The organism is Flavobacteriales bacterium (assembly GCA_029248105.1).
GTDB lineage: Bacteria > Bacteroidota > Bacteroidia > Flavobacteriales > UBA7312 > UBA8444.
On the sequence record JAQWJZ010000020.1, the window covers coordinates 32,802 to 47,258 of the forward strand.

15 protein-coding genes are annotated in these 14,457 nt (G+C 34.9%); 4 read left to right on the forward strand and 11 right to left on the reverse strand.

The window, feature by feature from the left end; genetic code table 11:
• Positions 1–3 precede the first annotated feature (3 nt).
• Positions 4–381: a ribosome silencing factor gene (gene rsfS, locus P8I29_03755; protein MDG1916913.1), complete on the reverse strand. Its 378-nt coding sequence runs from the start codon at positions 379–381 to the stop codon at positions 4–6.
• Between the two features lie 70 nt (positions 382–451).
• Between rsfS and P8I29_03760 the strand changes: the two genes are divergently transcribed.
• Positions 452–1,186: a biotin--[acetyl-CoA-carboxylase] ligase gene (locus P8I29_03760; protein MDG1916914.1), complete on the forward strand. Its 735-nt coding sequence runs from the start codon at positions 452–454 to the stop codon at positions 1,184–1,186.
• Here the strand turns inward: P8I29_03760 and P8I29_03765 are convergent.
• Positions 1,176–1,574 (reverse strand): SRPBCC family protein, encoded by a 399-nt coding sequence (locus tag P8I29_03765; protein ID MDG1916915.1) that lies wholly within the window; start codon positions 1,572–1,574, stop codon positions 1,176–1,178. The two genes, P8I29_03760 and P8I29_03765, sit on opposite strands and share 11 nt — an antisense overlap.
• Positions 1,571–2,212, reverse strand: a complete 642-nt coding sequence (pyrE, locus tag P8I29_03770; protein MDG1916916.1) for an orotate phosphoribosyltransferase — start codon at positions 2,210–2,212, stop codon at positions 1,571–1,573. Before pyrE ends, P8I29_03765 begins: the two co-directional genes overlap by 4 nt.
• A 7-nt stretch (positions 2,213–2,219) precedes the next feature.
• Between pyrE and P8I29_03775 the strand changes: the two genes are divergently transcribed.
• Entirely contained in the window at positions 2,220–2,819 is a 600-nt protein-coding gene (locus P8I29_03775) for an NUDIX domain-containing protein (GenBank protein ID MDG1916917.1), read from the forward strand.
• Here the strand turns inward: P8I29_03775 and coaD are convergent.
• Genes coaD through P8I29_03795 form a run of 4 tightly spaced genes read right to left on the reverse strand, consistent with a single transcriptional unit; the run spans position 2,809 to position 5,240 of the window.
• Positions 2,809–3,270, reverse strand: a complete 462-nt coding sequence (gene coaD, locus P8I29_03780) for a pantetheine-phosphate adenylyltransferase (GenBank protein ID MDG1916918.1) — start codon at positions 3,268–3,270, stop codon at positions 2,809–2,811. The two genes, P8I29_03775 and coaD, sit on opposite strands and share 11 nt — an antisense overlap.
• On the reverse strand, positions 3,267–3,803 hold the full coding sequence (rsmD, locus tag P8I29_03785) for a 16S rRNA (guanine(966)-N(2))-methyltransferase RsmD (protein MDG1916919.1): 537 nt from the start codon (positions 3,801–3,803) through the stop codon (positions 3,267–3,269). The genes coaD and rsmD overlap by 4 nt, the downstream gene beginning before the upstream one ends.
• Positions 3,794–4,633, reverse strand: a complete 840-nt coding sequence (locus tag P8I29_03790) for a DUF3822 family protein (GenBank protein MDG1916920.1) — start codon at positions 4,631–4,633, stop codon at positions 3,794–3,796. Before P8I29_03790 ends, rsmD begins: the two co-directional genes overlap by 10 nt.
• The gene (locus tag P8I29_03795) at positions 4,614–5,240 is read right to left on the reverse strand and encodes a hypothetical protein (protein ID MDG1916921.1); all 627 of its coding nucleotides are present in this window, start codon (positions 5,238–5,240) and stop codon (positions 4,614–4,616) included. Before P8I29_03795 ends, P8I29_03790 begins: the two co-directional genes overlap by 20 nt.
• Positions 5,241–5,315: 75 nt before the next feature.
• On the opposite strand from P8I29_03795, the gene P8I29_03800 reads away from it, so the two are divergent.
• Together P8I29_03800 and P8I29_03805 are read left to right on the forward strand one after the other, a co-directional pair.
• Complete coding sequence (locus tag P8I29_03800; protein ID MDG1916922.1) at positions 5,316–6,728, forward strand: AAA family ATPase; 1,413 nt, start codon at positions 5,316–5,318, stop codon at positions 6,726–6,728.
• 2 nt (positions 6,729–6,730) lie between these two features.
• Positions 6,731–7,282 (forward strand): lysophospholipid acyltransferase family protein, encoded by a 552-nt coding sequence (locus P8I29_03805; protein MDG1916923.1) that lies wholly within the window; start codon positions 6,731–6,733, stop codon positions 7,280–7,282.
• A 4-nt stretch (positions 7,283–7,286) separates the two neighbouring features.
• Here P8I29_03805 and P8I29_03810 read toward each other — a convergent pair whose 3' ends face one another.
• The 4 genes from P8I29_03810 to P8I29_03825 all read right to left on the reverse strand — a co-directional run bounded on the left by P8I29_03810 (position 7,287) and on the right by P8I29_03825 (position 14,378).
• Complete coding sequence (locus P8I29_03810) at positions 7,287–8,267, reverse strand: hypothetical protein (GenBank protein ID MDG1916924.1); 981 nt, start codon at positions 8,265–8,267, stop codon at positions 7,287–7,289.
• A 133-nt stretch (positions 8,268–8,400) separates the two neighbouring features.
• Positions 8,401–9,627 carry an isocitrate dehydrogenase (NADP(+)) gene (locus tag P8I29_03815; protein MDG1916925.1) on the reverse strand — a complete coding sequence of 409 codons (1,227 nt, stop codon included), beginning with the start codon at positions 9,625–9,627 and terminating at the stop codon, positions 8,401–8,403.
• A gap of 39 nt (positions 9,628–9,666) precedes the next feature.
• On the reverse strand, positions 9,667–12,588 hold the full coding sequence (locus tag P8I29_03820) for an insulinase family protein (protein MDG1916926.1): 2,922 nt from the start codon (positions 12,586–12,588) through the stop codon (positions 9,667–9,669).
• A gap of 17 nt (positions 12,589–12,605) precedes the next feature.
• The gene (locus P8I29_03825) at positions 12,606–14,378 is read right to left on the reverse strand and encodes a DNA polymerase III subunit gamma/tau (GenBank protein ID MDG1916927.1); all 1,773 of its coding nucleotides are present in this window, start codon (positions 14,376–14,378) and stop codon (positions 12,606–12,608) included.
• Between the last annotated feature and the right edge of the window lie 79 nt (positions 14,379–14,457).

The window sequence follows — 14,457 nt, forward strand, 5'->3', positions numbered from 1 at the left end:
CCCTTATGCAGTTTCTTTAATGAGTTGAATCTTAGCGTCACCCCACAATTTTTCAATATTATAATACTCTCTTATTTCTTTTTGGAAAATATGTGCTACAACATTTCCATAGTCCAGAAGTATCCAGTCACCATTTGTAAGTCCTTCTTTGTGCCAGGGTTTTTCTTTTACTGTCTTTAATGTTTCTTCAATTACAGAATCTGCTATTGCAGAGGCGTGTGTATTTGAAGTTCCATGACAGACAATGAAAAAATCACATACCGATGATTCTAAACCTCTTAAGTCAAGACTCACAATTTCTTTAGCTTTGATTTCTCGCATTCCTTCAATGATTACATTAGCAAGGATGTCAGATGTTTTTAGCTCTTTTTTGATACTCATTAAATAGTTTAGAAATTATGATTCTTATTTAAGGGGCAAAAATACAGAAATTTATCCGTTAATTTGTTTAATGGATTGCTTGTTTGTAGGACAAAACATTATTGAACTCACATCTGTTGATTCGACGAACTCTTACCTTACAAAATTATCATTGGATAATTTTTTGCCTGAGGGTACTGTCGTTATAACAAATCAACAGCTTGAAGGAAGGGGGCAGAGAGGTAATAGTTGGTTTTCTGAGTCAAATAAATCATTGATTGTCAGTGTATTACTTCTTCCAAAGATTGATTTAAAGAGACAGTTTCTGTTCAATAAATTCATAGCGTTATCTGTTTGTCAAGCTATAAATCATTATGGACTTTCCGCTAAAATTAAGTGGCCTAACGATATCTTTGTCCGTGATAAAAAACTTTCAGGAATCCTTGTCGAAAATACTGTTCGGTCTAATATAATTGATAAAAGTATTGTGGGAATTGGCGTTAATGTCAATAACAACCTTAAAGCTATTCCCAACGCTACTTCTTTAGAGTTGTACTTGAAAAACCCTCCTTCTATTAATGAGCTACTCGTTGTGTTATGTGAGAAAATCGAAAAAAATTATTTTCTATTCAAACAAGATTCTGCATTAATCAATCAATTGTATCATGAAAACCTTTATATGAAAGAGCAATTGCAAATGTTTGTCAAAGGTGAAGAATCATTTAGTGGAGTCATTAAATTTGTAAATGAATCTGGTCAGTTGGTTGTTGACGTAGATGGTCAACAGGAATTCTATAATATGGGAGATATAAAGTTTATGATTTAATCTCTTTCAACTTTTCAGCTAATAAGTTTAAGAAATTAGTTAACGGTTTAGCTACCATCATCTTCATCATTGGATTAAGCTCTGCTTCAAAATGAAATTGTGCAATACATTGAGACTCCCCTTCCTTTTTTAAAGAGCAACATAGGGTAAAAGGTAGTTTACCATCTTCTGCACTCATCTTCACACTGCTAAAAGGTGTTCTTTCGCTAATTTTAAGTTTTATGTTAGGCATACCTTGAACGCTAAACGAACATGTATCTTGAGTAATTTTAACATCTTGGACTTGCGGAGGCATGAGCTCTGCAAAGTTGGTGAAATCGCTAATGAAGTTAAAGATTTCTTCGTCGGTGTTATTTATCGTTACAGCTTGACTTTCGATTAAACTCATTTATTCCATGTTGAGGGGTCTTCTCGCCACTCTTTAAGCATTTCAACATCACTATTTGTGATATATTTAGTGTCTAAAGCTTGGTCGATTAGAGTGTTATAGTCACCTAGTGTGAATAGTTCGCAATTGGAGTTTTCAAAACTTGTTTTAGCATGTTCAAAGCCATAACTGAAGATTGCTCCCATGCCATTTACTTTAAATCCACCGTCTCTTAGTGCTTGTACTGCTGCTAGACTACTTTTGCCACTGCTAATTAAATCTTCAATAACAACCACAGATTGTCCGCTTTCAACTTTTCCCTCGATAAGGTTCTTGCGCCCATGTTCTTTAGCTGAAGCTCTAACGTACACAAATGGCACACCTAATTCTTGAGCTACAAGTACACCATGAGCAATTGCGCCAGTTGCCACTCCAGCAATAACATCAGGCTTGCCGTATCTGGTCAAAATACCTTCTACTAAATGCTGACGTATGAACGTTCTTACCTCAGAATGAGAGAGGGTAATTCTATTGTCACAGTAGATTGGAGAATTCCAGCCTGAAGCCCAAACAAATGGCTCGTCAGGATTGAGAATTATAGCTTTGATTTGCAATAATGATTTTGCAACTTGCTTAGCAGTTTCAACGTCTAAAATCATGGTGCTAATGTATGAAGTTTTTATAAATCATCATTCCTTAATTATATCAAATTCTACCGCTCGAGAGAACTACAGACATTATGATTTTAATACCGCTTTTGTTTGGGCTAGTTTTCTAAATAATTTATCAGATGACAAGCCCCTAAAATTATGGGTTTATTCTGATGATTTGGATTTAGCTTGGGCTAGTTTTAAATCAGAGTTTACTCTTATAAAAGCTGCTGGAGGTTTAGTGCAAAATGAGGGCAATTATCTTTTTATATATAGAAATGGTAAGTGGGATTTGCCAAAAGGTAAGTTAGAACCCAATGAAGATATTGCTGGGTGTGCTGTAAGAGAAGTGGAGGAAGAATGTGGTGTGGATAATGTTTCAATAGAGTCTAAACTTTTACAGACTTATCATACGTATTCTATGCAGGGTGAAATGATTTTAAAAGAAACACATTGGTATTTGATGAAATCGACTTATTCAAAAGATTTTTGTCCACAGACAGAGGAGGGTATAGAAAAAGTAGAATGGAAAGGTGTAAATGATATCCCTCAATTAATGAAAAACTCATTTTCTAATATTCAAAGAGTTCTTGATTCAGCAAAAATTAGAGGTTGATTTCTTTTGGAACAAATTGGCTAACATCACCGCCATTTTTAATGACATCTCTTACTAATGTTGAGCTGATATGAGAATATTCGGGTTCTGTTATAATAAATATGGTTTCTATGTTTTTTTTCATAGAATGATTCATTTGAGCAATTCCTTTCTCATATTTAAAGTCATGAGAATCCCTTAACCCCCTTAGGATATAATTAGATTTCTCAGTCATGCAATGGTCAATGGTAAGACCTTCATACTTCATAACCCTTACGTTTTTTTCTTTTGCAAATACAGCTTCTATCCATTGAACTCTTTCTTGGATAGAGAAGTATTCATTTTTAGTAGAATTAATGCCTACACTTATTATGATCTCATCAAATAAAGGCAGAGCTCTCAAAACAATAGATTGATGACCTTTGGTGAAAGGTGAAAAAGAACCAGGAAAAACAGCTATTTTTTTACTCATGCGTTAAAGTTAAAAAAACTAAACATTACTCGACCATATTGGCGAACATTTTTAAAATTTTCATTATCGCTAAAATCAGTGTGTTTGTCATGTTCGATAACTAATATCCCATCGTCTTCTAATAGTTCTCGAGAGAAAATATGATTAGGAATATCTTTTATTTTGTTTAAATCATATGGTGGGTCAGCAAATATGAAATTGTATTTTTCTTTGTTAGATTTAATAAATCTAAAAGCATCAGATCGAATAACTTTATTATTTAGACTTAACTCCTTATTTATCTTTTTAATGAACTGAATACAATGAAAATTAAGGTCGACTGAAGTGATAGAAGGACAGCCTCTTGATGCAAATTCATATCCAATATTTCCTGTGCCTGCAAACAGTTCTAACAATTTAACGTTTTCAAAGTCTACCAAATTGTTGAGTATATTGAATAGACTCTCTTTTGCAAAATCGGTTGTTGGTCTAACCGGCAAATTTTTTGGACCAATAATGGATTTACCTTTATATTTTCCTCCTATTATTCGCACAAATGTTGGTGTAAAAGGGTGTAATATTCATGATTATCTAAAGAGTTAATATTTGGACTTAGCTTAACTAATCGTTTTGAAAAGTTTATGGTCCGAATATAGGTGTAAGCCAAATTATAAAACTCAGAGTCTTTTTTGACATCACCCATTAACTCTAAAACTAACTGTTCTGGATTTAAATTTATTTGCTCACAAACAAATAATATAAAGTATATACAGTCATGTGCATTTTTATGATTAAAAACATTGAAGTAAACGAGTTTAGAATGGTCTATAACAGTTATGTGCATCTGTTTATAGTCGACATTTACAATCATTTTCTTATCCTCATTATTTTTGTTGTTTGCCAACATATTTGGTATATGGATGGAGCTGAAATGTTTTACCGTTGATTTCGAAAAATAAGTGGTGATTATTTCTTGTTCGGCTGTAGAAATGCCGTATACAGAATAGCTATCAATTTGTGGTATTTCGTCAGCTAATACTTCTAGTTTTTCTGATCGAATATGATTAAATTCTAAATAGCTTTTTTTGTCCTCATTTTTATATAGTGTTGAGGGGATTAAGGTGAATTTTTTAGTGCTTATTGTAATGTTGCTCGAGGCGTATTCACGCATAATCCACTTATTACTTTCAATAGATTTTTCGATTTGAGACAAAGGATAATTATATGATTCAAGACCAAGAATTTCAGAATCTTTGTGAATACAAAAAGAAAATCCATTCAAACCAATTTGAATGGATATGTGACAATCGTCAACTATAGAAAGAGCTTCTAAAGCTTTTAAATCAAAAAGCGAATGGATTGGTTTATTCACCCCAGTTTCCATTGATAGATACTTCCGACATCGAGCCTACTCTTATTATATTGTTTAAGTCAATACCTTTGTTAGTGGCATCTAGTCCGTTAAGAAAAGTAGTGTAAGTTGTGGATACTTCAAAAACCTGAACTACGACTTTACCTTTTTCAATATTTCCTGATTCTATGTTAAACATCTCATCTGAAAAAGGAACAATAGGAAGTTTATCTAAATCAAAAGGGAATCGACTATCTCTAGTGTCTAAATAATCTTGGTTGAAAATGGTTTGGTATGCAGGAACAAATACAGTATCTCTACTAATGATTCCAGCTGATAGAGCTTGGCTTTCAGTGAGAGAATCAGGCGTTTCACCTATAGCTTTTACAACGGCTAAAGAATCATTTTTAACAAATGACAATAAGCTGTTAAAATCTCCAGCATATACTCTGTATTTATCTTTGAATGCTATTTGAGCTGTTCTTATATCTTTTAAGTCTTGAACAACAGCTGACTTACGGTAGTTTGTTTCTTCTTGAAATTCTTTCAAGCTAATAGGGCTTCTGTATACTAACCAAGCCAAAATGATAATGACTGGCCAAAGTATTAACTGTATTGTTTTTCTGTTCATGATTTTCATATAAGTTTACTTAGGCAAATCTACAATTTTTTTTAAGGATAATATTGGTAGATTTGTATCTACTTCACATAATCGATGAATAAGGCAAAATTAGTTCAACTCTTAAATAAAAAATTTCCTTTTGAGCCCACTTCTCAGCAATCGGAAGTGATCAATCAATTGTCTGAATTTGTTGAAAATTCATCAGCTAATAGTCTTTTTCTTCTCAAGGGCTATGCAGGTACAGGTAAGACTACACTGGTTAGCTCACTCATCAATAGTTTATGGTCGGTTGGTAAAAAAGTGGTTTTGTTAGCGCCAACAGGCCGAGCAGCTAAGGTGCTTTCTGTTTATTCCCAAAAAAGCGCATTTACCATTCACAAAAAAATATATTGGATGCGTACGAATTCCCAAGGAAATACCTATGTGACTTTACAAGAAAATAAGCATACCAACACTATTTTTGTTGTTGACGAGGCATCTATGATTCCTGATTCTTCTGATAAGGGTTTTGGAGGAAGAATATTGCTAGATGATTTGATTGAGTATGTATATTCGGGTGTCATGTGTAAGCTCATTCTTATAGGTGATACTGCCCAGCTGCCACCTGTACATTTAGAAATTAGTCCAGCTCTGGATGAAAATTTATTGGGTGTAACTTACAGAAAAGATGTTTATTCTGCTGAACTAACTCAAGTGGTTAGGCAACAATCTTCGTCATTAGTTTTAGAAAATGCTACTCAGTTGAGGGATAAAATCAAGGATAATAATTTTAGCACGCCCAGTATCAAATGTAACAACGAGGTAATAAGGTTAGATGTTGGTATGGATATTCAAGACGCCTTGGAAGATGCTTATTCACAAAGTGGTGTAGAGGGTACAGTTGTCATATGTCGTTCCAATAAAAGAGCCAATTTATACAATCAGCAGATTAGAGCTCGAATAAGAGGGCAGGAGGATGAGCTATCAACGGGTGACTTTCTAATGGTTGTCAGAAATAACTACTTCTGGTTGCCTGAAGGGAGCAAAGCGGGGTTTATTGCTAACGGTGATATGGTTGAGGTGATGCGTATTTACGAAATTAACGAACTTTATGACTGCAGGTTTGCAAGAATTTCTGTTCGCTTGGTGGATTATCCTGATGAAGAAAACCTAGAGTGTATTGTACTTTTAGATGTTCTTACTTCAGAATCTCCTGCAATGACCTATGAGCAATACAAGAAGTTTTATGACGAGGTGGCAAAAGATTATACAGATATTCCAAAACGAGCTCAACGTAACAAAGAAATTAAGTTAAACCCTTACTTTAATGCTTTACAAGTTAAATTCGCTTATGCTATAACTTGTCATAAATCACAGGGGGGGCAATGGGAAAATGTATTTGTTGAACAGGGTTATTTTACCTCCGATATGTTAAGTAAAGAATATTTCAGATGGTTATATACTGCGCTTACTAGAACTACAAAAAAGTTACATTTGATTAACTTTAAAAAAGAATTTTTCAATTAGATATGAAGAAGTTAGTTTCAAGATTGATTCTTAATCTTATAGGTTGGAAGGTAGTGGGTGATATCCCTTCCGAAAAAAAATACGTCATTATTGTATCTCCACATACTAGCAATTGGGATTTTATAATTGGCAGATGTTTTGGTTATATGCTTAAAATAGAGGCCAAATTTCTAGGAAAAAGTCAATTGTTTCGTTTTCCTTATGGATGGATTTTTCGTTGGCTTGGTGGTATTTCTGTCGATAGAACAAAACATAATAATTTGGTTGCCTATGCCATCGACTTGTTCAAATCTTCAGATGAATTAGTATTGGGTCTTGCACCTGAGGGTAGTCGCTCCAAAGTAGATAAATGGAAACTCGGTTTCTACCATATTGCTGTTGGAGCTAATATACCCATCGCATTAGGTTTTCTTGATTTCAAAACTAAAGAAGCAGGTGTGCAAACAATGTTTTATCCCACAGGAGATATGTCTAATGATCTTCAGCAAATAGAAAACTTTTACAAAAAAGTTACTCCTAAATATCCGGAAAAGTACAATCCCAAAATTTTCTAATTCACTAAAGTGAATTTAGGAGTATCTCTAGTTCAGCCTCTGTTACTTCAGTTAAAGAGGAGATGATTTCTATATGATCTTGAGTAATAGTAGCATCAGCAAATTGGTAAAAATAACTACCGTCATTTTCAGAAATCACCACAAAAGTGACATCCATGTCAACAGGTGTGGAGTAGGAAGCGCCCAAATCAAATGTGCCGTCAGTATCGTAGTCGCTTAAACTTGCTACTGAGTTAATATCACTATAATAGATGAATACAGCCGAGTTGTCACCGTTAAATGTATCAGGCAAAACAACCTCAACTTGTGTTAAAGGGTCGGCAGAGTTATAGAAGTAGTCGCAGTTTATCCAACCAATTGAATCTATTTCAAAGTCAAAACTGAAAAAATCTTCAAAAAATGTAGAGTCTTGACCATTTCCACCTGTATTAGTGATTACGGTGTCATCTTCGCTCTCATCCCATCCAAATCCACCTTGATTGTCAAAACTACCATCAAAGAAATCCATAGGTATATAGTTGCTGGTAGGGATACTTACATTAACAGGGCTACTATCATTTATACTCAATTGTTGTCCGTTTTGTGTAGCGTTTAGATAAACAACGCCCCCAGAAACAAGCAGTCGTCCACTATGAGTAAAAGTAGGTCGATTGAGCAACATCATTTCTTTTTTTGTTAAGGCTTCGACAAGTTCAATCGTGAAGTTTCCGCTAACAGGGTTTCCAGTTGAATTTATGAATGTATTTGCGCCAAAAGTATAGCTAATACCTTTGTTAGAAACTATGGTTTGAGAATAGATAGAACTATTTGCATTTATAGTTTCAGTAGCATCTTCTAAATTATCCTCAAAGAATTTGTTGATTTGACTTGAGTTTGGAATAGTGATTAAGTTTGAAGGTAATATTATTGTTTCTGTTTCTTTTTCACATGAAAAAAAGAAAAATACTGACAATATCGCTAAAAGAGGAATTGAGAAATACTTCATAATGTTATGGTTTTTGACTATTAAACTTTCTCAAGTTATGAAAAATTAATGATTTTAATATAAAAACAATATCAATGGTCTTATTACTTCAAAAAAAATATCCCATCAATTCTGATGGGATATTTAAGAAAATTTAAGCCATTTTAGCTTTTAGACCTTGGTCTAGTGCATCTAGAAAATCTTCGGTTACTACGTAATGACTTTCATTAAGGTCTTTGCCGTGAATACAAAGTGCTAAATCTTTTGTCATTACACCACCTTCAACCGTATCTACACATACATCTTCCAATGTTTGGCAGAAGTCTATTAACGCTTGGTTGTTGTCTAGTTTCCCTCTAAACGCCAAGCCTCTTGTCCATGCAAAAATGGAAGCAATAGGATTAGTAGAGGTCTTATTGCCTTGTTGGTGTTGTCTGTAGTGACGTGTTACAGTTCCGTGAGCTGCTTCAGCTTCCATTACATCACCTTCAGGGGTTACTAGTGTTGAAGTCATTAGTCCTAGAGAACCAAATCCTTGAGCAACAGTATCGGATTGCACATCACCATCGTAGTTTTTACAAGCCCAAACAAAAGCACCGTTCCATTTTAAAGCAGCAGCAACCATATCATCAATCAAACGGTGTTCATAGATTAGGCCAGCCTTATCAAATTCAGTTTTAAACTCATTTTGATATACCTCTTCAAAGATGTCTTTGAAGCGACCATCGTAAGCTTTCAGAATGGTGTTTTTTGTTGATAGGTATAAAGGCCATCCTTTTGCTAGTGCTTGGTTAAAGCAAGAGCGTGCGAAACCGTAAATAGACTCATCGGTATTGTACATACTCATAGCTACACCACCTTGTCCTTCGTACTGATATACTTCCCAACTTACTTCCTCACCATTTTCAGGAGTGAAAGTCATGGTTAATTTACCTTTTCCTTTAATTACGGTATCTGTTGCTTTGTACTGATCTCCAAAAGCGTGACGACCTATACAAATAGGCTTGGTCCAGTTCGGTACTAATCGTGGTACATTAGAGCAAATTATAGGCTCTCTAAATACAGTGCCACCAACGATATTTCTTATCGTACCGTTTGGTGATCGCCACATTTTTTTCAAACCAAATTCTTCTACTCTATCTTCATCAGGAGTAATAGTAGCACATTTGATTCCTACCTTATACTTCTTGATAGCATTTGCGGCATCAATGGTTATTTGGTCATCTGTCTCATCTCTACTTTCCATTCCTAAGTCATAATATTTGATATCTAAATCGAGGTATGGAAGGATTAATTTGTCTTTGATAAATTTCCAAATGATGCGCGTCATTTCATCGCCATCTAATTCTACTACTGGATTGTTTACTTTAATTTTACTCATGATAATTTTATTCGATTTTTAAGTGTGCAAATGTACTATTTAGTATCCGAAAACATCTTCCAAAGACAAGAATTTTACATCGCCATATTCTTTTAGTGCTTCAATGTTCAGTTCATCTTTATTTCCTAGTACCAAAATGGTGTAGTCATTACCACTCATGTGGTCATTATGGAAGTTGGTTAAATCTGTCATTTCGAAGCTGTCGATGTTGTCGAAGATATCCTTTCTAGAATCGTAATCGTAACCCAGTCTTTTAGCCGATTCGTAGTTGAAAAGAACACGGTCTTTGGTGATACGTTCGGTACGAATCTTTTGTATAACGGCCTCTTTAGCATTTTCTAAGTTGGCTTCGACTTCTGGAATAGTTGTGAGAAGCTCGTTCATACCTACCATAGCCTCAGCTAGTTTGTCAGCTTGAGTACCTATGTAGGCTGTTACATAATGTGATTTGTCATTTTCTCTTGGAGTGCTGTAAGCACTATAAACAGAATAGGCTAAAGCCTTAGATTCACGTAGTGTTTGGAAAACGATACTTCCCATACTACCACCAAAATATTCATTATGAAGTTTTATAAGTGGCATTTTTTCAGCATTGAATTTTTGACCTTTCGCAACCATTAATATTTCTGCTTGTTTCATGTCGTAATCGATGACATAAACAGAAGTTTCATTGATGTCCAATTCTTTAAAGTCTTCAACTTCTTGGATAGGCTTCAATTCGGAAGGAATAGTATGGAGTTCAGCTATACTTTTTTCTGCATCTTCAAACGATTTTGGACCATAGTATAACACACGGTGTTCGTAGGAAGTCATGTTGCGAATAATATCAATCAATTCATCTGATGTTGTCGCCATTATTTCTTCATCTGATAGGGTGTTTGTAAATGGATTAATAGGACCATATTTAGCATAATTGCTCAGTCCGCTATAAAGAATAGTTTGCTTATTGAGTTTAGCATCAGCTCTCTTTTTCAAAGTATTCAGTTTAAGGTTTTCTAGTGCCTCTTCATTAGCCACTACATCTGATAATAGTTTTTCGAAAAGCCTTACAGATTCATCAAAGTTATCGTCTAGTCCTGTTAGGGTAATATAACTTTGTTCATTTTGGCTATTTACAGATAGTTCACAGCCTAGTTTATAAAACTCTTCTTTTTTACTAGCAGGACTCATGTCTTCAGTACCAAGATAGTTGAAGTAGTCAATGGCCATGCTTAATTTTTTACTGTGGTTTTTACCTCTATCGCTAATGTAGAATAACTTAAATCGGCTATTCTCTTGATTTTTCATGTACAATAGCGGCACACCTATATCAGCTTGTTTGATGTCGCTGGCATAATCTAGGAAGTCAGGCTCAATATTAGGGACTTCATCTTCAAAGATTTTAGTTAAGAATTCGGATTGTGAATCTCTATTCACTTCGACTGGTGTGATAGCAGGCTTAGTTACTTTAGTAACGTCCGTATCTTCGCCTAAATTCTTACGTACATATACGTAGTTGTCTTGGTAATATTTTTTAGCGACTTCCATCACTTCTTCTTTGCTAATGCTTTCTAGCACCTCCATCTCTTTGACGTAGTCTTTCCAGTCGACACGTTGAATAAAGGCTTGTACGAATTCGTTGGCTCTACTTGAGTTACTTTCGTAAACTTTTATTTTAGAAAGTTTCATGTCACTAATTATAGCAGGGATAAGCCAATCTGGGAAATCTCCACTTTTCACTTTTTCTACTTCGCTAATTAGTAAGTCTTTCAATTCATCTAGAGTCTGTCCTTGTTTAGGAGAGCCATACAATATATGTGTGCTATAATCAGAAAGTATGTAAGGGAAACAACTAGCTTGTAGGACTTTTTGTTGTTGGTTTAAGTTGAGGTCAATAAGTCCTGCTTGGCTGTTACTCAATATCATATCGATGATACGCATCACTTGTGTTTCTCTGTCTTTAACACCGGGGAAACGATAACCTAAATATAATCGTTCTGTTTCTGGTCCAAATACATCTTTCACTATAGGTTCAGTGATAGCTTCTTCAACACCTGCTGAGAATACAGGATCTTCTTTTCTCTCATAGCTACCAAATTTTTGGTTTACCCAATGGATTACTGAGTCAGGGTCAAAATCTCCGGACATACATATAGCCATATTGTTAGGCACATAGTTCTTGTTGAAGTACTTTCTAATTTCTGATAGAGAAGGGTTTTTAAGGTGCTCAATAGTACCAATAGTTGTTTGAGTTCCGTAGGTGTGTTTTTGAAAAAGACCTTCTAGTAGTGCTTCAAACATCTTACGGCCATCACTATCTAATCCTCTATTTTTTTCTTCATATACAGCCTCGAGTTCGGTATGAAAAAGTCGAAATACTGGCATACGAAAACGTTCAGCTTCAATGTCGAGCCATTTTTTCAATTGGTTAGAAGGTATATCGTTAACATAGACGGTAGCCTCGGCAGAGGTGTAGGCATTTGTTCCTTTAGCACCTATGTTAGATACCATTTTGTCATATTCGTTAGCGATTGCATATTTGGCAGCTTCGCCAGAAACAGAGTCAATTTGTGCCCATATTCTATCTCTATTTTCGGTATCACTCATATCGATTTGACGGTATTCTTCGTATAAACCTTCTATTTGTTTTAGCATAGGCTCTTCTTTTGAGTAATCTAAAGAACCGTATTTGTCAGTCCCTTTAAAAAGCATGTGCTCAAGATAATGTGCTAGTCCGGTTGCATCAGAGGGATCGTTTTTACTTCCTGCTCTAGTTGCAATATAGGTTTGCACTCTTGGTGCATCTTTGTAAACAGAAAGATAAACTTTAAGCCCGTTATCTAGTGTGTAGATACGTGCTTTCATTGGGTCGTTCTGAACCTTTTCATAGTTGTTTTCTATTTTGCTCATTCTTTCGTTGACGTTGTATCCTATCCAAGCCAAAGCGACAAGAATAAGGATGATTGTTAATTTACTTTTCATAGTATTTTAGTTAATTGTTAGAAGTTTATTTCAAGGTCAAACCCTTCCTTTAATGTTAGTAAGTGAGGATTTTTCTTAGCCATTTTTTTAAATTTATCTTCAGGGGTGTATGCTTTTATTTCTTCTTCTTTAATGGGTTTAATATCTATTTTTAAAGTGATTTTATCGTTTTCAAGCTTTGACTTCAAATACCCTAAAATATTCGATCTCTCTTCGTTTAACACCTCTTCTTGAACTTTATTGTCCAGCGACACACATATATTATAATCGTCCCCAAGTATTGCTTTTTTATCTCTCAGAATAGATAGAAGATTGTGCTTCCCATCGTTTTGTTTTTCACTAGCGAATTTTTGCCAACAGCTATTTAGATTTTCCTGTGTAAAGTCTTTGGTGTTGAGGTTTTCTAAGTGTGTTGTTTGACTTGTTTCTTCTTCTTGTTTTTTCTCTTCAGAACCGATGTTTATTGAAATTGTTTTATTCTCGAGATTATCTTTGAAATTGACAATTTTAATGGATTTTTTAGATTCTTTAGGTAAGTCAATTTCTGGTTTTTCAATAACCATTTCTACAACTTTCTCTTGTGTTTTGTTAAAGGTAGGTGTGCTATTGTCAGAAAGAAGTGGTTTTGGGGTCTCTTTTAGCTGATTTTCGGTTTGTTTTTTAACGACGAAGGTTTTTTTTTCTGTCGTTTGGTTTATTTCTTTAACGCCGCAAATTTGCATGAGAGTAATCTCGACCAATAGTCGCTGATTTTTACTCATTCTGTAGTTCAAATCTACTTTATTGCAAAGTTCTAGAGCTTTTAGCAAGTGGTGTTGTTCCCATGTATTACTTTGCTCCAAATAACGTTGCTTTATGCTATCGCCAACCTCCAAAAGACTAAGGGTAGTTGGATCTTTGGCAACTAATAAATTTCTGAAGTGCATCCCTAAGCCGTTGATGAAATGATGTCCGTCGAAGCCATTATTTAAAATTTCATTAAATCCGTTTAGGGCAGACGGGATATCGGCATTATACAAAGCGTCTGTTACCTTAAAATAATAGTCGTAATCTAGTATGTTGAGGTTTTGAATAACCGCTTGGTAAGTCAATTTATCTCCGCAAAAACTGATGATTTGATCAAATATGGAAAGAGCATCTCTTAATGCGCCGTCGGCTTTTTGAGCGATAATATGTAAAGCTTCCTGTTCGGCTTCTATGCCTTCATTTTTAGCTACATAGGCCAAGTGATTCGCAATGTCGGCTATCTGTATGCGTTTGAAATCAAAAATCTGACAACGGGATAATATGGTAGGTATAATTTTATGCTTCTCGGTTGTGGCCAATATAAAAAGAGCATGAGCGGGGGGCTCTTCTAAGGTTTTTAGAAAAGCGTTAAATGCTGCTTGAGAAAGCATATGAACCTCATCAATAATATAGATGTTGTATTTACCGACTTGCGGGGCGAATCGTACTTGGTCAACTAATTCACGAATTTTATCCACTCCATTGTTTGAAGCAGCATCTAGCTCGTGTATGTTGAAAGAATGGTGTTCGTTAAAGCCTTTACAAGAGTCGCATTCATCACAAGCCTCCGTTTCTGGAGATAGGTTCATGCAGTTAATGGTTTTGGCTAATATTCTTGCGCAAGAAGTTTTTCCCACCCCACGAGGACCACAAAACAAAAAGGCTTGTGCCAAATGGTTGTTATTGATGGCATTTTTTAGGGTATTGGTAATGGACTGTTGTCCTACTACAGTATCGAATGTAGCAGGGCGGTATTTGCGAGCCGAAACAACAAAATTTTCCATTATTAATTTTTGGGAAAACAAATATAATATAATGATTTAAATGTTGAGTTTTAAATTGATATTCTTTAGATTTGGGTTG